The sequence below is a fragment of the Paenibacillus sp. G34 genome, from assembly GCF_056856875.1.
Genome location: NZ_CM166469.1, coordinates 1120669 through 1140730 on the forward strand (window position 1 = coordinate 1120669; position 20062 = coordinate 1140730).

Genomic DNA, 20062 nt, shown 5'->3' on the forward strand with positions numbered 1-20062 from the left:
GATACCAAACGGAGAGGAGGGAGCATATGCGGCAACAGCATGTCCCGGTGTCTGCCCAGCCCAATCGGGAAAAGCAGCACCGGATGACAGCAGCCATATGCTCCATCATACTGCAAGGTCTCGGACAGTTATATAATCGGCAGTGGATTAAAGGCATTATTCTATTGCTGCTGGAGGGAGCAGGGCTTGCATACCTGCTTCCTCGGCTGTCCCAAGCGGTATGGGGAATATGGACACTGGGGGAGAATACACAGCGTTTTGTGAAAGTGAATGGTTCAACGGTGCTTCAAAAGGGCGACCATTCCATCTTTTTGTTGCTTGACGGAATTATTGTGCTGCTGGTCTTTTTTGTGTTTGTGCTTGTTTACATCCTGAACATCCGGGATGCGTATATGACCGGACTTGCAAGAGAGCAAGGGAAACCGACGTTGGGAGCCGCGGCAACGATGCGTAATGTAATGGACAAAAATTTTCCGTATCTGTTCCTGTCCATCCCGGCACTCGGTATTCTGTTTTTTACAATCATGCCGATTCTGTTCACCGTTACGATTGCGTTTACGAACTATGCCGCACCGGATCATATTCCACCAGCGAAACTGGTGGACTGGGTAGGGTTCAAAACATTTACGGATTTGATCCAGCTCAAATCCTGGAGCCAGACGTTCTACGGGGTGCTCACCTGGACAGTCATCTGGGCTGTCTTGGCGACAGTAACGACGTACTTCGGCGGAGTACTTGTAGCATTGTTAATTGAACAGAAAGGCATCCGCTTCAAAAAGTTGTGGCGTACCATTTTTATTTTGCCTTATGCCATTCCACAGATTATATCGTTGCTATTGATGCGCAATCTGTTCAACGGTCAGTTTGGGCCGATCAATACGTATATGCGAGCATTCGGACTGGAAGGCTTGCCTTGGCTGACGGACCCGTTCTGGGCCAAAGTTACTGTCATTGTCGTCAACATGTGGATCGGTATTCCGGTCAGCATGGTGCTCATTTTGGGTGTGCTTACCGCTATTCCGCGTGATCTGTATGAGGCAGCCGAAGTAGACGGCGCTTCTGCGTTCCAGAAGTTCAAGATTATTACGATGCCGTTCATTTTATTTGCCACGACACCGGTGCTGATTATGCAGTTTGCCGGAAACTTCAACAACTTCAACGTCATTTTCCTGTTAACGAACGGTAACCCGCTTCGCGGAGACTATCAGTATGCTGGGGCAACGGATTTGCTGGTGACCTGGCTCTACAAACTCACACTCGACAATAATAAATTCAATATGGCTTCTGCGGTAGGTATCATCATCTTCCTGATTATTGCTACCTTCTCCATCTGGAATTTCCGCCGCTCCAAATCATTCAAGGAGGAGGACATGATCCAATGAAGAAACGCAACAATCCAATTCGTTTGACGCTCAGTTACGTGCTTTTAGTGATTATTGCCATCGTATCCGTTTATCCTGTGCTGTGGATTTTTCTGTCGTCCCTGCGTCCTGGTGCCGCGTTATTTAGTGAACGCTTATGGCCGGAAAGTTTCACTCTTTCTCACTATGGCGAGCTGTTTAACAACCCTTCCTTTATGTACGGCAGATGGTATATGAATACGCTGAAAATCGCCTTCTTCACGATGATTTTCTCTACATTAATGGTGACGCTAGGGATGTACGCGTTATCACGGTTCCGTTTTCGGGGGCGTAAAACGATTCTGTCCACCATGCTCATTCTGGGCATGTTTCCAAGTTTCATGAGCATGATTGCCATCTATATTATTTTGCTGCAAATCAAACTGCTCGACACGCATGCTGCACTTATTCTGGTCTATTCCTCGGGGGCGGTACTGGGCGGATTCATCGTCAAAGGTTTCTTTGACACCATCCCGCGCAGTCTGGATGAAGCAGCTCGTATCGATGGTGCAAGTCATCTGCGTGTGTTCACCAGCATCATCCTTCCGTTATCCAAGCCGATGCTGACATACGTCGCCTTAACCAGCTTCACAGGGGCATGGATGGATTTTATTTTTGCCCGACTGGTGCTGCGTACCAAGGAGAACTGGACTCTGGCCGTGGGCATGTGGGATCTCGTGAATCGATATCAGGACAGTAATTTCACGATGTTTGCTGCAGGAGCCGTATTGATTGCTATTCCAATTACCCTGTTGTTTGTGTTCTTGCAGCGTTTCCTCGTTCAGGGTCTGACAACAGGGGCGTCCAAAGGTTAACGCTCTCTATGACCTCCAGAGATCAACTTCACTTCATAGCATACAAAAGATTCGTAGCATACAGGGTTAGAACCTCTAATGAAAAAAGAAGGAAAGTATTGTAAGGGGATGAACCCTTCCAGTGAGCCTCAGGCTGTAGCACATAGCAAAACCCGGAAATACGCTGGATTGCGTACTCCGGGTTAGTTTGTGTATTCATGTTATGAAGCTTTTACTGCCAGTTTACCGTAACGGTAGCTGTTCCGCTCCCTGGTGTTGTAAATGTGTGGTTGGAGCCGCTCTCCCATGTAATTATTGATCCATTTTTCTTGAAAAACTTGAACTCCAGTGGTTTGCCTGCCGGTACGCTGACATCATAGTACCAGGTTGGGTATTGATGAATGACCTGATTGAATGCGGGTCCAATGGCACTTGAACCGGTGCTCCAGTTGCCAAGCTCGGCTACGTTGCCTGTTAGATAGAGGTTCTGTCCAAGCGTTGTAGATGCATTGTTCACAACAAAGCGAACGGTAACCTGATCGCCAGTCAGGATGGTGAAGTTGTCATAAGCATTGCTGTTTACCCCATTTGCAGCGATTTTGACTGCATAGTTGCCAGCGGCAACGGAAGGGAGGGTTACTTTAATCTGTGTATCTTCCCAAGACGTAATCGCTGCCCCGGTAACCGCTGTGGTGCCGAAGTAGACCGTGCCTTTCGTCGAACCGAATCCACGGCCATCAATGGTCACTACATTACCGGGTTTCCCCATAACCGGACCAACATGACCGATGGTTGGTGTCGTTTCGGCTGTGATATATTGCCATACTGCCGTTGCGCCCGCAGCAAGGGTAAAGTTGTTAATGCTGCCGTTCGTGGATGTGATATTGTTTCCATTCAACACACCGCCAAGTACATCCGTGTATGAACCTGTAGGCAGCGAAGTGCTCAATCCTGCAATGCTTGCTGATGTGGATAGATTGCGGTTTATAGCGACAACGGCTACACTCTTGCCGAATTTGCGCTCATAAACATATACATCATTGTTAATCCAGCGCTGCTGTGTGGAACCGTAGGCGATGGCCGGATTGGATTTGCGCAGAGGCGCAAGTTTGCTGATGACGTTAAACGCTGTTGTAGTTTTGGTGAACAAAGGCATTTTGGCCCGGTTATCCGGATCTCCATTCCCCGTCAGGTACTGTTCTGTACCGTAGTAGATGGCAGGCACACCACGTGAAGTCAACGTGAAGGCCAAAGCCTGTTCCAGGCGGCGATTGTTAACTGCATTTGTTTTGAAACGATCCATATCATGGTTGTCGATGAACGTCACCTGATCACCCACTTGATTGTAATCGGTAGCGGTACTGTTAATCATGGAATCGAGTGCGTACATATTGGATGTATTATCGCGGAACACATTACGTACAGCGGAGTTAAAGCGGAAATCAAGCAGACTCATTCCAGATTTGTTGGCAAATTCTGTGTTATCCGCATCGGAAGCAGCCGATCCCAGGAACCATTCACCAAAAGTGAATACCGGTTTGTGTGCGTAGATGGAGGACATCCAGCTCTTTTGCCAGCCGAGAGGCATATGCTTCACCGCATCCACCCGAATGCCGTCAACGCCCAGATCGAGCCACAGTTTGATTGCATCTTTGAAGTATTTGTCGATGGTCGCATTATTGTGGTTGAAGTCGGCCAGGTCATACAGATTTTTGTAGATGCCGTTCTCCAGGGAAGAGAAGTCGGAGCCGCCATTGTGATGGAAATACCCGTTGGTATCGTTGGTATAACCGCCTACCAATGTACCGTTATCGTACAATCTGCCATTTTCGGCAAAAGACGTGTCCGTTTCCATCGCTGGAGAGGTGTGGTTCGGTGCAAAGTCAATGACAATCTTGATGCCTTTGGCATGGGCCGTCGTAACCAGGTTCTGAAAATCCGCCATCGTGCCGAAGTATGGATTGGTCTTTTTGAAGTCCCGAGCCCAGTAGCCGTGGTAGGCTGTGTTGGTTACACCGCTATAGTTGATCGTTGCAAAAATATTTTCGACAGGCTGGGAGATCCACAACGCTGTGACACCCAGATCACTGAAATAGTTATCGTTGATTTTGTTGATTAACCCTTGCCAGTCTCCGCCGCAGTACAGCTTCAAATTGCTGCATGTGGCATCATAAGCGGCTCCGGTAGGGTTGTTGGAGGGATTGCCATCCAAAAAGCGATCCGTAAACACTTGGTAGATCACATCTGTACTGAAACTCTGCTTGTTGGTTACAGCGGTGTCCGGATCGGCGTATACAGCAGAAGCTGGCAAAAACGGCAGGGCGCTGCCGGCAAGCAAGCCGAGGGTCAGTGTAGTGCTGAGGAATGCACGTTTGGCCATTTGAAACATGGTAATCCACCCTTCGTGAATATAGTAGTTTTGGATAAATAACCAATGGATTTTGAATTGTAGCGCTTACAATAGTACAGGTTGATTCACTGAGTTTTTTGCATTCCTCCTTCCAGGCGTAAACGCAGGCAACCCCGGTATCTCCTTGGGGAGTTACCGGGGTTGTCCTAAACCGCTGGGGTTTAAAAGCATAGCCCTCGAGTTATGATTACATCGCTATCTTAAGAAAAATTGGGTTATATGTCAATAAATTTTTTATATGCATTTTATTTCTATTTTTATATTTACAAAAGTATCCCGCTCGATTCCGCTTCCTGCTTCGCCTCACATTGCAACAAAGAGAAACCATATGCAGCAAGATCCAAGGTCAACTTGTTCTGTCTTGCTTCCACTGGAGTAGAGGTAAACAAGTCGCGCCAGACGTTATGATCTCCCCACCCAAGCTCCAGTTTACGTGGCTCATCACTGGCATTGATCACCAGTAACATGCGTTCTCCCGTCTCCGAATCCATACGTTCCATAGCAAGGCAAGGATCGCCTGCTTGGGCATACATAATCTTTAACTCCGTACTACGCAAAGCGGGATGTCCCTTCCGTAACTCAATAGTACGGGTGAAAAATTCAAGCAACTCCCGGTTTTGTTTGCTCACATCCCATTCCATACATTTACGGCAACCCGGGTCATATCCACCGTCTAGTCCAATCTCATCTCCATAATAGACGCAAGGTGCACCCGGATAGGAGAAAAGCAACGTGACAGCCAATTTCATTTTGCGTATATCCCCATCACATAACGTCAGTAACCTTGGAGTATCGTGGCTGCCTAACAGGTTAAACGCTGCTTCGGTAATCGGTTGGGAGTACGAAGCAAGCAGTTTGCCAATTTCGTTGGCGAATCCCAGCCCATCCAGCTTGCCATGCACCGTATAATCCAGTACGGAGTTGGTAAAAGGGTAGTTCATGACTGCATCAAACTGGTCGCCTTGCAGCCACATCAATGAATCATGCCAGATTTCACCGAGCAGGTAAGCATCGGGTTTGATCGCTTTGACCGTTTGCCGGAACTCACGCCAAAACTGGTGATCCACCTCATTGGCTACATCCAGTCGCCAACCGTCAATATCCATCTCTTCGATCCAGTAGCGTGCAACCTCAAGCAGATAGGCTTTGACATCTGGGTGCTCCGTGTTGAGCTTCGGCATAAGCGGCTCGAAAGCAAAGGTTTCATACGTCGGTATGTCATCCTCTACGCGCGGCGGCCAATCCTTAATGTAGAACCAGTCTGCATAAGGGGAACTAACACCATTTTTCATTACGTCGACAAAAGGAGGAAACTCTCTTCCTGAATGGTTAAATACGGCATCTAGAACGACTCGTATACCACGATCATGACAGGCGTCCACTAGCATTTTTAATTGTTCATTCGTACCAAACTGAGGATCAACCTTCAAGTAATCCGCGGTATTGTATTTATGGTTGGTCGTGGCCTCGAACAATGGACAGAAATAGATGGCTGTGATCCCGAGTTCACTAAAATGATCCAGATGATCCATCACGCCTTGCAGGTCTCCGCCAAAGAAGTTGGTAGGTGTAGGCGTACCACCCCAAGGTTCAGCATCGGCTGGCGTCAGAGAGGGATCACCATTCGCAAAACGTTCGGGGAAAATTTGATAAAATACAGCATCCTTAACCCATGCAGGCGGTTCAAAAATATCAACCGGATTCATGAACGGAAAATCAAACATTTCAAGTGGATGCTCCGGTAGCGCCTGCTCAAATCCTCGCTCTGTCATCCACACGGAATCTTCCCCTTGGATAAGCTGGAAGGCATAACGGAGTCTGCGGTAGGGCGGAGATGTCTCGGCCTCCCAATAATCAAACATTTCGTCCCGGGCGAAAATCCGCATAGGAATATGCGTGATCGTCCGATCCCAGGCATATTTATCCCCTGTGATTGCAATGACGGCATCCAAATCCCCTCGTTTGGAACGCAGACGGAGATGCATGGTTGTGCGATTATACGCGTAAGACCAGTTCAGTTTCGGACGGTGATAAATCGCTTCTAAAATCATGTGAATCACTCCTTGGCACATGGTTAAATGCAAGATAAGGCTAGGGACTGCCATAGAAATATCGCTGAAAACGCAAAAAAGGCACAACCTCCAAAGTTCACGAGGTTGTACCTTTCGGCAGCATAGCCTTTTGATTATACGGCTATTATACGAATTATTTTTGCAAAAGAAAACACTTTTTTTCCTTAATTATCAATATTGATGTTCGTATAGGGAGGATTACATCTCAAATCCAAGTGTTTCACCGTAAGTATTTATTTCAGCCTGGTACTCTAGTATAAGCTTCAAGCCCGCTGCAACTTTTTCGTTGCCCTGTTTGAGTAAAGTTTTATTGATCTGAGTTTTGGAAACGGCTTTTTTGAATAATATACTTGCTTCCAGTTGGGTATAGCTGCCTTTGATTAACTTGTTATGGATTTTTTTTAGCTCCGGATTTTCTGGCTTAATCTGTTTCAACATAGAAACATACTTCGTGTAGTTTGGAACAGCAACATTGTTCAATTGTAAAAAGAAAGATTTGCGATTGGAAGGCGTAATATATGTTGTATCGCCTAGGACTTTCAAAGCCTTCTGTTCATAGACACCAGGTGCTTCCAGAGCCTCCAAATAATCGAGGAAGTCTTGATCATCTGCTGTAAGCTCCTGTTCCTCCTGGTTGATTGTCTCTTCCGTGTTTTCCTCATCCGAAATCACAGTGGAGTTGTCTGCTGCCGCAACATAATGCCCCGTTGGGAGAACTACGCCGCCGATCAACACCATACTCATCAGGATCGAAAGAATCCAATGTTTTTTCATAATATCCGTCCCCTGTCTTTATATATGTGATTTTATTCCAAGGGATAATCTAACATAAGAAGAGTTTCTTTTACAGGAATAAATTAGGAATAAAATATGAGTTAAATGAGTCGACAGTGAGTATGCAAGTACAGAGTATGATCGATATTCATAAATATATATCTATTTTGAATAAATATGTATCTATTAAAATATGGTCAGATCAAGAAATAGAAGGATAGTTCAAGTGATATTTTGCCCAGAAGAAGCAGGGACAATGGACATAAGTGGTTGCGCATCCGTTTAATGATATCGATTTATATTATATGCATTCACTTCAAATGTGCTTATACAGCAGCATTTCTAGGATGAATGAAGATGGATATGGATCGTAAAAATTTTTTCCAAAGAAGTGCTTGTCTAAATCATCCAACTCCATTACAATACAAATGATAATGAGATTCAATATCATTTAGAATGAAAAGGGGAGACGGGTTCCATGTTTCGATTCAGTAAAAATTTCTATATTTATGCAGCGCTTATTCTTATGATTTCGCTGCTGGCTGGCTGTGCTTCAGGGGGAAGTGCGGGTACAACCAATACAACAAGCTCGGCAACAAGTGGTAAAAGTGCTGAAGGTAGCACGGAGGGAGATAAAGCTGTCAAAGCTACAGACGAGACACGGGTGATCAAACATGCCATGGGGGAAACCAAAATTACGGGAACCCCGCAACGAATCGTGACCCTGTTCCAAGGTGCGAATGATGTTGTGGTAGCACTTGGTGTGAAACCAGCGGGTGTCGTTGAATCATGGGTTCAGCAGCCTGTTTATGAATATCTGCGTAAAGACTTGGACGGTGTACCACAAGTGGGTCAAGAACCTCAGCCCAATCTGGAAGAGATCAACAAGCTGAAGCCTGATCTCATTATTGCAACCAAGATCAGGCACGAAGAGATCTATGATCAGTTGTCCCAGATCGCACCAACGATCGTGACCGAAACACTGTTCGATTGGAAAGAAACGTTGAAGCTTGCAGGGGAAGCCATGAACAAAACAGATGAAGCGAGTAAACTGCTCGCTGATTGGGAGACTCGTGTGGCAGATTTCAAACAGAAGATGGGTAACCGTCTGCCGATTGAAGCAACCATCACAAACTTTAGAGCGGATCAGGTTCGTATTTTCTACATGGGATATGCCGGTAAAATTCTGAAGGAACTTGGTTTTACAAGACCGGCAGGGCATGATGCGGATAAATGGGGTGTCGAACTGACATCCAAAGAAGCGATTCCAGATATGAATGCAGACATGATCTTTAATTTTAACTCGGGCACGGATACAGCTGCAATTGAGAAAAACTACAAAGATTGGACAAGCAGTCCACTTTGGAAAAACCTGGACGCTGTAAAAAACAACCAGTTGGTTCAGGTAGATGAAGTGGCCTGGAACATGGCAGGCGGATATACTTCAGCCAACATGATGCTGGACGATCTATACAAGCAGTTCAACTTAACTAAATAATAAGAGCAGGATCTGCCGTGTACCAGAACTTTCGTGAGCGAAGTATATGGGCAGGCAGATCCTATTTCAATTTACAGATGAGAGAGTGAGCGTATGTTTCCCCTTTTTACCAAGGCAAGTGCGAAAATATACGGGTTAGTTGGTTTGTTCATTCTTATGGTAATCGCTGCAACCGCCAGCATGATTCTGGGACGCACACCTATTACGTTCCATATGTTGTGGGATGCATACCATTCCTATGATGAAACGTCGGTAGGACACGTGGTGCTTCTGACAGAACGATTGCCACGCACGATTATTGCGGCAGTTGTAGGTGCGAGTCTGGCTGTTGCAGGTGGACTGATGCAGGCACTGACACGTAATCCGCTGGCATCGCCGAGTGTGTTCGGGATTAATGCGGGTGCCATTTTCTTTATTGTTATTGCTGTTGTGGTACTATCCGTATCTTCCTTGACCACGATGATGTGGTTTGGATTTGCCGGGGCGGCGATCTCGGCAGCGATTGTATATGGTCTGGGTTCGCTTGGGCGTGACGGTCTGACTCCGATCAAAATTATACTAGCAGGTACCGCTATTTCGGCCTTGTTTGCCTCCTTTACCCAAGCGATTCTCGTCTTGGATGGAACAGGGCTGCAGGATGTATTGTTCTGGCTTGCCGGTTCGGTAAGTGGACGAACGCTGGAGATGCTGTATCCGGTTCTACCTTATATGGCAGCGGCTGCATTGGTATCGCTATTCATGGGGAGAGCCATCAATTTGTTATTAACAGGGGATGACATTGCTAAAGGTATGGGTCAGAACGTGCTCCTGGTCAAAGGAATGATGGGAGTCGTTACGGTACTACTGGCGGGTGGCTCCGTCGCAGTAGCTGGTTCCATTGGTTTGGTTGGCCTCGTTGTACCCCATATCATGCGCGCCTTAGTGGGCAATGACTATCGCTGGCTTATCCCATATTGCTACGTGGGTGGGGCGATTCTGCTGGTGTCGGCCGATGTCGTAGCAAGGCTGGTGATTATGCCGCAGGAACTTCCGCTCGGTGTCATGACGGCCCTGATCGGCGGTCCATTCTTTATCTATATCGCCCGCAAGGGGGTGACGAAGTTATGAAGAAGATGCTGACCTATCGGAATAAAAAAGGCACCGTCTCCATGCAAGTCGAGCGTAAATCCATAATGATTATCGCCGTATGTGTTCTTCTGTTTCTGGTAGCAGGGGTAGTCGGAACAAGTTTAGGCAGTGACTTTATTTCTCCACTGGATGTCCTTCGAACGATCTTTGGACTGAATGCAGGAGAGCATGATTTCGTTGTGCTGACACTTAGGCTTCCACGTGTATTGTTATCTCTGCTTGTCGGAGCCGCACTTGGGATGTCGGGTGCACTGTTACAGGGTATTATCCGTAATCCACTTGCTTCACCCGATGTCATCGGCATAACGGGTGGTGCTGCGGTAGCTGCTGTAGGATTCGTAACGTTGTTGGGCGGAACGGTTAGCATCAAACTGCTACCACTCTTTGCTGTTATCGGTGCGATGGTAACGGCAATCATCATTTATATTCTTGCTTGGAAAAAAGGAGTCAGTCCAATCCGGCTTGTGCTGATTGGAATCGGCGTCTCGGCTATAACGGGTGCTGGCACCACCTTTATGTTGATTCTAAGCCCCTTCTATACGGCGAGTCAGGCCTACATCTGGCTAACAGGCAGCATCTACGGGGCAACATGGACGGATATTCGAACTATACTCCCCGTCATTGTCATTGTTGTGCCCCTCGCCATGGGTTTTGCCCGCAGTCTAAATGCACAGGAGTTCGGAGATGATCTTGCCACAGGGCTTGGTGTTACAGTGCAGTGGCATCGATCTGCCCTGCTTTTATGCAGTGTGCTGCTTGCAGGGATTGCTGTTTCTGTAGCTGGCACAATTGGCTTTGTAGGTCTCATCGCCCCCCATATTGCGCGAAAGCTGGTAGGGCGAATGTTCGGCAGCATGCTGCTGGTATCCGGATTCGTTGGTGCGCTACTGGTCTGTGTGGCTGATCTCATTGCCCGAACGGCTTTCCTGCCGCTGGACGTACCGGCAGGTGTATTCACCGCAGGCATTGGTGCACCGTTCTTCTTGTATCTACTATTTAAGAATCGAAACCACTATTGAGGAGGAGAGCGCCGTGAGTATTCTGGAAGCCAAGCAGCTTACCGTCTCCTATGGAGCAGATCCGATCATTGAAAACCTGAACCTGACGATTCCCAAAGGAGAGATTACTGTCTTGATCGGCAGTAATGGCTGCGGTAAATCGACATTGTTGCGTACGATGGCGAGACTGCTGAAGTCCAGTTCAGGCACCGTATTACTAGATGGGGAAGAGATTGCAAAGTTGCCCACTAAAGAAATCTCCAGACGCATGTCCATTTTGCCCCAAGGCCCAACGGCACCCGAGGGTTTGACCATAAATCAGCTGGTTCGTCAGGGGCGTTATCCTCATCAGACATGGCTTAAACAGTGGTCACGTGAGGATGAGCGTATGGTCGAACTGGCACTTGCATCCACACATCTGACAGAACTTGCAGATCGTCCTGTTGATGCGTTATCCGGTGGTCAGCGTCAGCGCGCATGGATCGCCATGACCTTGGCACAAGGTACGGAGACATTGCTGCTGGACGAGCCTACGACGTATCTGGATATGACACATCAGATTGATATTCTGGATCTGTTGTTTGAATTAAACGAACGAGAAGGGCGTACCATCGTAATGGTGCTTCACGACCTGAATCTGGCGTGTCGATACGCACACCATATTGTGGCAGTGCACAACAAGTCCATCTATGCAGAGGGTAAACCGGAGGATATCATTACTCGTGATCTCGTACGCAATGTCTTTCAGATGGAGTGTGATATTGCTGTAGATCCGTTATTCGGTACGCCAACTTGTATTCCGCACGGAAGAGGCAGGAAGCTGAACGGAGAACAGCAACGTTATACACAACTAGCTTAATGAGTGCTTAATTAATGCTTGATGAATGGTAGCTTTAGACTCCTGTTCGTCAAAGATAGTCAGTGATCAATCCTCTAATTCACCCCCCAGTTACATGTCCATCTTCATGGGGATAACAAAACAGGCAAGCGGAAGGAGATTTTAAAGATTCTACAGCTTGCCCGATTTGTTATGCCTTTTAGTGACCTCTAAGTCGATAACTAAAATACGCGCTTCGGAAAATAAAACTATTTTTCCCTTAAAAGTTTTATATTGACAACAATCAAACAATTACCATAAAATAGATTTTGTGTGATACTGATAATCATTATCAATAAAATCAACCGATAGGAAGGTCGGATATGAATTTACTTCGTTCCAAATGTTCCGTATTTCCAGAAGGTTTTGAGAATTTACAGAATCGGCTGATTCTAAACAAAGCGAAAGAGATGGGCATCGGTTGCGAGTTGCTAGTGGAGGGTTGTGAAGATTTTCTAAAACTGTCCATGGAGCACAAGCAGATCATCATTAACAAAACGAGAACCCATCGGTTACCGCTGATCGCTGGACTACTTGCCAAGAATAAACAGGCGTGTAATCTGATCCTGCATGAGCAAGGGATGCCAGTTCCGTCGCATATCGTTGTGGCAGCCATGGGAGAAGAGGCAGAAACTTTTCTACAACAGCATGGCTCCATCGTAGTTAAACCGCTGGATTCCAGCAGCAGTCAGGGGGTTACGCTGGATGTACGCAACATTGCTGAATTGGGAAAAGCGATGGACCTCGCAGCCCAATATGGAAGTAGCATACTGCTGCAGCAATATGTCATTGGAACCGACTACCGGGTGCTGATTATCAACGATCAGGTAGCGGCGGTTAACCGATACCGTCCTGTATATGTGATTGGCGATGGTAGTTCGTCTATATGTGAACTTATTGAGAGGCTGAACGAGAGCCGAATGGAAGACACGGAGATCGGTATGTATGAATCTTTTCCTGCGATTGATCTCAAAAATGTTGATAACACACGTTTGCTGGATACATTGCGTAAGCAAGGTGTTGGTTGGAATGACATACCTCTTGTGGGTCAAGAGATTGAGCTGTATGACCTCCGTAATTCGGCAGCCGGGAAGATTAGTGAATTTTACCGGGATTGTACGGATGACATACACCCGGAGAATGCCCGCATGATGATACAGGCAGCCCAATCGCTCCAGATTGACGTCGCAGGTATAGATGTCCGTTGTAAGGACATTCGAGTACCTATTACAACTGCACAGGGAGGTATTCTGGAAGTTAACGCATTGCCGGATCTGACTCACCACGTATATCCGCATGGCGGGACGAGAAAGGATGTTGTGCGTCAATATCTGGAGTATCTATTTCAGAATTAACAACAAGCGCGTCATAAGGCACTTGTTTCGATACGGAATAGAGTTAATAACGAATGCACAGGCATTGATTGGCCTGAATCGAGGATAAGGGGCGTTAGAGAGTTATGTCAGTAGAGGTACAGACGGAATACCTGAAGCTACAGAACGAAAAGGAGTCCAACGCACGATCATACCCAAGGCATTTCCCGCTCGTTATCAGCAAAGCTCAGGGTATCAAGATTACGGATACGGAAGGCCGTGAATTTTACGATTGTCTCGCAGGTGCGGGAACACTTGCGCTTGGACATAACCATGAGACGGTCGTTAGCGCCATTCGCGAGGTGCTGGATCAGCAAATTCCGTTACATACCCTGGATTTGGCTACACCGCTTAAGCTTTCGTTTATGCAGGAGTTACTCACCTTACTGCCCGAAGAGATGCGGAATAGATCCAAAATTCAGTTCTGTGGCCCAACCGGAGCCGATGCGGTCGAAGCAGCGATCAAGCTGGTAAAACATGCAACAGGCGGCAAATCCATTTTGGCTTTCCAAGGTGGATACCACGGTTCAACCCAAGCGACGATGTCCATGAGCGGCAATCTAAGTAAAAAGGAACAGCTGCAAAGCCTGCTGCCGGATGTGCATTTCCTGCCGTTTCCGTATGAATACCGCTGTCCATTTGGGGTTGGTGCAGGCATGACTGCCCGTTTAAGTTCACAGTACATTGAAAACTTGCTGGATGATTGTGAGAGCGGAATAGCTGCGCCATGCGGTGTGATTGTGGAAACGGTACAAGGCGAGGGTGGTGCGATTCCAGCGGATATGGAGTGGTTGAAGGAGTTACGCCGAATCACAGCGGAGCGAAACATTCCACTCATTATTGATGAAGTGCAGACGGGTATTGGCCGGACGGGATGTATGTTTTCGTTTGAACACGCAGGTATTGTGCCCGATGTTATCATTTGCTCCAAAGCCGTAGGCGGCAGTCTTCCCATGTCTGTTGTGATCTATAAGGAAGAGCTGGATCAGTGGAAGCCGGGTGCACATACAGGCACATTTCGTGGCAATCAGCTAGCGATGGCTGCGGGTCTCGCCACGCTCCGTTATATCAAGGAGCATCATGTGATGCATAACGTGCATCTGCGCAGTGAACAATTCATGGCACGGCTCAATGCAATGAAAGAACGTTTTGCCGAAATCGGTGACGTTCGTGGCCGGGGACTGATGATCGGTGTTGAAGTGGTTAACCCGCAAGGCGGCAAAGATCGTCTGGGACATTATCTACAGCACGGTGAACTGGCTTCCGTCATTCAGCAGCAATGTTTCCGTAACGGGCTCATTGTAGAAGTCGGTGGACGTCACTCTGCGGTTGTGCGTTTCCTGCCGCCACTGAATATTACGGAGAAGGAAGCGGGCGAGGTACTGGCGATTTTTGAGCAGTCGGTATCGGAAGCTATTGCATTAACGGAAGCGGTATGCTGAGTGCATCGCTGCTTCGGCGGCATGCGGTTTTACTTGCTATTCTACTGGGAGCCTTCACCCTTGTGCTTACCAACAGTGCGTTCAACCTGCTGCTTCCGTATTTCATCGAATATTATGACATTTCCACTACAGCAGGCGGCTGGATCATTGCCCTGTACATGCTCGCCATGACATTAACGATGCCGCTGGCTTCCCTGATCGTAGACCGGTTGGGACGCAAGCGAACGTACATGCTGGGCATCTGCATTTACGGGGGATTTTCTGTGCTCGGTGCCTTGCTCCATTCTTTTATTGAAGTGCTGCTGCTTGTAAGGTTCATGCATGGAGTAGCCGCAGGCCTGATGATTCCTTTATCTCTTGTGTTGCTGTTTGATGTTTACGGTCCGGAGGTTCGGGGACGCATTACGGGCGCCTGGGGTTTGCTGCTAATGCTTGCTCCTGCGGCTGGGCCGACCCTTGGCGGGTTTATCATTCAGTATGGACGGCTGGAGATGCTGTTCTGGCTGAACGTACCGCTGGCTCTTTTTTCGCTAATAGGTTGTGGACGTGTGATTCAAGCCTATATCCCGGCTCGCAGGAAAACGTGGCATCCATCCAGTGTAATACGGCTTGTTGGTGCAATTGGTGCACTCAGTCTGGGCGTACAGTTGTATGCCAGTCCCACAGTGGCTCCATGGATACCCTGGACCCTGATTGCTCTTGGCGTGGTGTTGCTTATTCGTTTTATCCGGGTTGAAAATGCACGTGATGAGCCGCTCATCCGTTATTCGTTACTGCGGAGAAAAGGTGTTTTTCCCCTTACCGTTCTGATCTCCACGATTCAGGATTGTGTGATGTTTGGCGTGATTTTTGCGTTGCCACTGCTATTCCAGGAAGTCTTTCAATGGTCTCCGGCACTTTCCGGCGCCCTGTTCATTCCGCTCTCGATCTCTACGAGTCTGTTCATGTGGATTGGAGGCAACCTGTTAGATCGGGGGCGCTCACTTCATTTTATCGCTTGGGGCACACTGCTAGTGTCCGTATCCATTCTGTCCTTTGCATTTCTTCCTATGGGGGCGTCTGTATGGATCATCGGGGTGCTGATGGCGTGCCGGGGAGTTGGTGTGGGCCTGTCTGGCATGAGTATTTCTGCCATAGGTCTGCAGGCGTTGCCTGATGAAGACATGCATGAAGGATCGGTACTGTCCACAACAATTGAACGCCTGGCTTCATCATTTGCAGTGATGGGCATGACGCTGTATTACGATATGCGCTGGCAATGGCTGGCCGGGCATGGCAGCGCGGTTGAACTGGCAAAATGGGGAGCCATTAAAGAAATCTGCGTAGGTCTTGGCTGCGCTATTCTGCTGACGTTACCTCTGGTCTTACTTATAACTCGAAAGAAGGTTGGCTTCATTGTTCAAAATGGAAAACAAACTCCGGTCCAAGGCGGAGCAACAGGCCGATGAACATTCCTGCAAGCTGCTGCTGAACGGTTATGTCCGTGAGCTTGGGCCGGAGAGAGCAGAACAGATTCAGCTCAACCCGGATACGCTGACCTATACGATCACTTTTCCAACCAGCGGTGTAAGCGTAATGGGGCTGCTGTCTTACTACTCAGCTATGGGTGAGCATGAATATCTCAGTATGAATTGTAATGGGCAAACTGTGCATTACCGTGATCTGGTGCGCTGGATTTCGTCTGAAATTGACGGAGATCCAGATCGGGGAGGCGAACGCGTTCGTGATTTTATTCAAAAGGTGGAGAACAGCGTTGCTAACCTCACATTGTACTTGGAGCAAGCGTCTGGTCTAGGAGTGCATGACTATATCACCTCCGAGCAGTCCTTATTGTATGGTCATCCGTTTCACCCTTTTCCGAAAAATACCAGAGGTTTTACTGCCCAGGATGTGCAGCGATATAGTCCAGAACTTCGAACCTCGTTCCAGCTCTGTTATATCGCCGTAAGACAAGATGTATATGCGGAGGAGTGGGTAGCGCACTCGGATAAAATCGACCTGCATCACCTTCTGGCAAGCCAGGACTGGCCTGTGTCAAAAGAGAAGTTCAGCATGTATGGGCTCCTGCCCGTTCATCCATGGCAGTATGCGCACATCTCCCGTCTGGATGAGGTGCAGTCGTATATCCGTGAAGAGAAGCTGTTGCTGCTGGGCAGCGCAGGGCCGCTTGCCTATCCGACCTCTTCGGTACGCACGGTGTACGTTCCAACCTGGAACTGCAATATCAAGCTGTCGCTCAATATGCAGATTACCAACATGATTCGTACCAACAGTGGCGAGCAGATGAAGCGGACAATGGATGCATCCACGTATGTGTGGCAGCAGAGATGTTTTGATGCGGAGCAACAGACTCATATCGCATATGAGACAGGTGTAGCGACATGCAGGTTTGAGGACGAAGAGTTGACAAGCCTGTTCACGATCGCCTATCGGCCCATTGAATTCGACCCTGCGAATACATATGTATTGTCCAGTCTGGTCGAGTCGCCATGGCCTGGGGCACCGTCCCGGTTAGTGACAATGCTATGTGGCAGACATGATGGGGCCGAAGATGCAACAGAGAAAACTGTGCATACGGTAAGTAGAAAACCGGAACCAGCAAAGGTTACCCGACATGCCCCTAGCGGACTGGAAAACGCTAATCATGAACATAGCAAGGGTGCAGCGAATGGTCAGTGGAAGGCAGCACATCCTGTTGCCATTGCCGAAAATAATATGGTGGATCGTGACAAGGTCAAGCAATGGCTGTCACGATATCTTACCTGTTCGTTGTTACCGCTCGTGCGAGCAGCGGGAGAAAAAGGCATTCATTTTGAAGCCCATCTGCAGAACACACTGGTGACCATGGAGCAGGGCGTGCCGGTTGCTTTTATCGTACGTGATCTGGAAGGGGTCAGTGTAGACGAGCAACTGGTCGATGGACTGTCCGGGTTGTTATTTTATCCGCGTGAGAAGGCATGGGCGCGAACCTCGTATTATTTTATCGTGAATCATCTGGGTTCGTTAATTCATGTACTGGCCCGGGATGTGAACGTGCCGGAGGAGTACTTCTGGGCGCAGGTGCGAGAGGTGCTTGAAGAAGAATGGGTTCGAACAGGCAACGCTTATGTGGAACATTTGCTGAACGCAGACGCCTTTCTAGCCAAACAAAATCTGCTAAGTTGTCTCACGGGCATTAGTCAGACCCCGGCTTATGTGCCGGTAGGTAACGTCATGAAACGTTTAGGGAGTGAAGCGTGTGAAATTCGAGGGAATCGGAACTGAGGCAGACGAGAAGAAGGTAACCCAAACATCAGACATGACGGCAACAGTGATAACAGAAGTAAGTGACATAGGAACAGGAGAACTAAGTGGAACACGTAAGATTAACAACACAAGCGACCAAAATGACCCAAACGACCAAAATGACCTCAACATAGTGGGGAAAGTCAGCAAAGTCTCCAATGACGGGGCGGCCCCTGTATACGTGGAAGTTCAGGAGCGGATCATACGGCAGGCACTGGAAGCGATGTGGTTTGAGGGCATACTGGATCGTCAGGTGAGCGGGAGTGAATGGTCGACCAGCGGCGTTACAGCATCAGGTGAACCGGTGGTGTATACGTGTGAAGCGGAGCAGAAGTTTTCGTTTGGCCGGGTGAAGGTAAAGGTTGGGTCGATCAAGCGTGAAGGCATGGTCTGCACGGATCTGGATGTGTTTTTGGAGGAGATGGTAATGAATCGTCTGAAGGGAGCGAAACGGACGGCGTTTGTTCAGGAACTGCAAGAAACGATGGCAAAGGACAGTCAGTGCCGGGCCATGCTGCCTCTAAGCATTCCGGTTCAGGATCGGCACTACGATGCGCTGGAAAGTCACATGACGGACGGTCATCTCTATCATCCGAGTTACAAGTCCAGGTTGGGGTTCTCGTTGCAAGATAATCTTGCCTTCGGACCCGAGTTTAATGCAGACGTTCCACTTATCTGGGTTGCGGTGAGAAAAGAACTGGCTCAAACCGCTGTATCCCATGGTTATGACTCCACAGCATTGCTGGAAGAGCATCTGACCGTGGCAGATTTACAGCAGTTCCGACAGGTTATTAGGGACAAAACAGTTTCATTGGACATGGATTCCTATGTATTGATCCCGATTCATCCATGGCAGTGGGAGCACGCGGTGGAATCCGTATTTGCCAAGCAACTAATGGATAGAGACATCATTTATTTGGGTACTTCGTCCTCAGCCTACCGTGCGCAGCAGTCCATTCGTTCTCTCTCGAATCGAAATAATCCTGTGGCTCCATACATCAAGCTGGCTCTGAGCATAACGAACACGTCAAGCACACGCATTCTAGCCCAGCATACGACGCAAAATGCACCTCTGATCAGTGATTGGCTGGATCAACTGGTGCGGGAGGATAATCTGTTGCAGCGGGAGCAGTTTGTCATTTTAAAAGAAATCATGGGTCTATCGTTCCGTTACGAACAATTGCCTGTTACGCAGTACGGCCGCGCTTACGGCACCCTGGGTGCAATCTGGCGTGAAAATGTATCCGTTCACCTGAAGGCTGGTGAAACGGCATGGCCGCTGAACGCACTCATGTTAGTGCAGCGGAACGGGGTTCCTTTTATACAAAAGTCCACCGAGCGGCATGGTGTTCAGCCATGGGCAGAGGCGCTGGTGCGTACACTGACGCTGCCCATTATTCATCTCTTGTATGCGCACGGAATCGCACTTGAATCGCATGCCCAGAATATCATTTTGGTGCTGGAAAATGAGTTGCCCAAGCGCATTATCATCAAAGATTTGCATGATGGCGTCCGTTACGTGCCGGACCAGCTACTGCACCCAGAACGGGCACCGAAGCTGCATCCTGAACCGGAAACTCATCGCAAATTCAATCGTTATTCGTTCATCTATGCCGGGGATGTATCAGAGGTGCGGGACTATACGTATGATGCGTTCTTTTTTATCTGCATGACGGATATTGCGCTGTCGCTGGAGCCGTTAGGCCTGTCCGAAGAAGCCTTCTGGCAGCTGTGCGCTGGTGTAATTCTGGATTATCAACGACAACATCCCGAGTATGCAGAGCGGTTTAAGATGTTTGATCTACTGGCAGAGGATGCTTTGATCGAAGAGATGACGAAGCGGCGGCTGCATGGGGATGGGGAATTGTATTTCCGCAAGGCAAGCAATCCGCTCAAGCTGGCGAAGGATGCACTTGAACAGAAGGTTGAATACGAGCAGCGGGAAGAAATTGAGCAGAGCGATGAACACGGGCAGAAAGATGAAGTCGAACAGAAGGCAGCAAACCGATGA

The 20062-nt window shown here is 48.2% G+C and carries 14 protein-coding genes; 11 read left to right on the plus strand and 3 right to left on the minus strand.

The annotated features are described in order from the left end of the window. Positions 1-26: 26 nt before the first annotated feature. Complete coding sequence (locus tag AC1VYS_RS04970; RefSeq protein WP_090917488.1) at positions 27-1382, plus strand: carbohydrate ABC transporter permease; 1356 nt, start codon at positions 27-29, stop codon at positions 1380-1382. Beyond that, positions 1379-2215 carry a sugar ABC transporter permease gene (locus AC1VYS_RS04975; protein WP_482913259.1) on the plus strand — a complete coding sequence of 279 codons (837 nt, stop codon included), beginning with the start codon at positions 1379-1381 and terminating at the stop codon, positions 2213-2215. The genes AC1VYS_RS04970 and AC1VYS_RS04975 overlap by 4 nt, the downstream gene beginning before the upstream one ends. Positions 2216-2426: 211 nt before the next feature. Here the strand turns inward: AC1VYS_RS04975 and AC1VYS_RS04980 are convergent, their stop codons facing one another. The 3 genes from AC1VYS_RS04980 to AC1VYS_RS04990 form a co-directional block, all read right to left on the minus strand. Further along, complete coding sequence (locus AC1VYS_RS04980) at positions 2427-4583, minus strand: alpha-amylase family glycosyl hydrolase (RefSeq protein WP_482913260.1); 2157 nt, start codon at positions 4581-4583, stop codon at positions 2427-2429. 284 nt (positions 4584-4867) lie between these two features. Continuing rightward, entirely contained in the window at positions 4868-6655 is a 1788-nt protein-coding gene (locus tag AC1VYS_RS04985) for an alpha-glycosidase (protein ID WP_482913261.1), read from the minus strand. Positions 6656-6874: 219 nt separating this feature from the next. Further along, entirely contained in the window at positions 6875-7450 is a 576-nt protein-coding gene (locus tag AC1VYS_RS04990) for a hypothetical protein (RefSeq protein WP_482913262.1), read from the minus strand. Positions 7451-7928: 478 nt separating this feature from the next. Here AC1VYS_RS04990 and AC1VYS_RS04995 point away from each other — a divergent pair, with 478 nt between their 5' ends. From AC1VYS_RS04995 to AC1VYS_RS05035, 9 genes are all read left to right on the plus strand, one after another. Beyond that, positions 7929-8948, plus strand: coding sequence for an ABC transporter substrate-binding protein (locus AC1VYS_RS04995; RefSeq protein WP_482913263.1), 1020 nt, complete (start codon positions 7929-7931; stop codon positions 8946-8948). Positions 8949-9041: 93 nt separating this feature from the next. Then, complete coding sequence (locus tag AC1VYS_RS05000; protein WP_482913264.1) at positions 9042-10055, plus strand: FecCD family ABC transporter permease; 1014 nt, start codon at positions 9042-9044, stop codon at positions 10053-10055. Next, positions 10052-11095, plus strand: coding sequence for a FecCD family ABC transporter permease (locus tag AC1VYS_RS05005; RefSeq protein ID WP_482913265.1), 1044 nt, complete (start codon positions 10052-10054; stop codon positions 11093-11095). Before AC1VYS_RS05000 ends, AC1VYS_RS05005 begins: the two co-directional genes overlap by 4 nt. A gap of 13 nt (positions 11096-11108) precedes the next feature. Next, on the plus strand, positions 11109-11933 hold the full coding sequence (locus tag AC1VYS_RS05010) for an ABC transporter ATP-binding protein (RefSeq protein WP_482913266.1): 825 nt from the start codon (positions 11109-11111) through the stop codon (positions 11931-11933). Between the two features lie 341 nt (positions 11934-12274). After that, positions 12275-13306 (plus strand): ATP-grasp domain-containing protein, encoded by a 1032-nt coding sequence (locus AC1VYS_RS05015; RefSeq protein WP_482913267.1) that lies wholly within the window; start codon positions 12275-12277, stop codon positions 13304-13306. 104 nt (positions 13307-13410) lie between these two features. Continuing rightward, positions 13411-14766 (plus strand): diaminobutyrate--2-oxoglutarate transaminase, encoded by a 1356-nt coding sequence (locus tag AC1VYS_RS05020; RefSeq protein WP_482913268.1) that lies wholly within the window; start codon positions 13411-13413, stop codon positions 14764-14766. Further along, positions 14760-16214 (plus strand): MFS transporter, encoded by a 1455-nt coding sequence (locus tag AC1VYS_RS05025; protein ID WP_482913269.1) that lies wholly within the window; start codon positions 14760-14762, stop codon positions 16212-16214. Before AC1VYS_RS05020 ends, AC1VYS_RS05025 begins: the two co-directional genes overlap by 7 nt. Next, on the plus strand, positions 16171-18030 hold the full coding sequence (locus AC1VYS_RS05030; RefSeq protein ID WP_482913270.1) for an IucA/IucC family protein: 1860 nt from the start codon (positions 16171-16173) through the stop codon (positions 18028-18030). The genes AC1VYS_RS05025 and AC1VYS_RS05030 overlap by 44 nt, the downstream gene beginning before the upstream one ends. Then, positions 18005-20062 (plus strand): IucA/IucC family protein, encoded by a 2058-nt coding sequence (locus tag AC1VYS_RS05035; RefSeq protein WP_482913271.1) that lies wholly within the window; start codon positions 18005-18007, stop codon positions 20060-20062. The genes AC1VYS_RS05030 and AC1VYS_RS05035 overlap by 26 nt, the downstream gene beginning before the upstream one ends.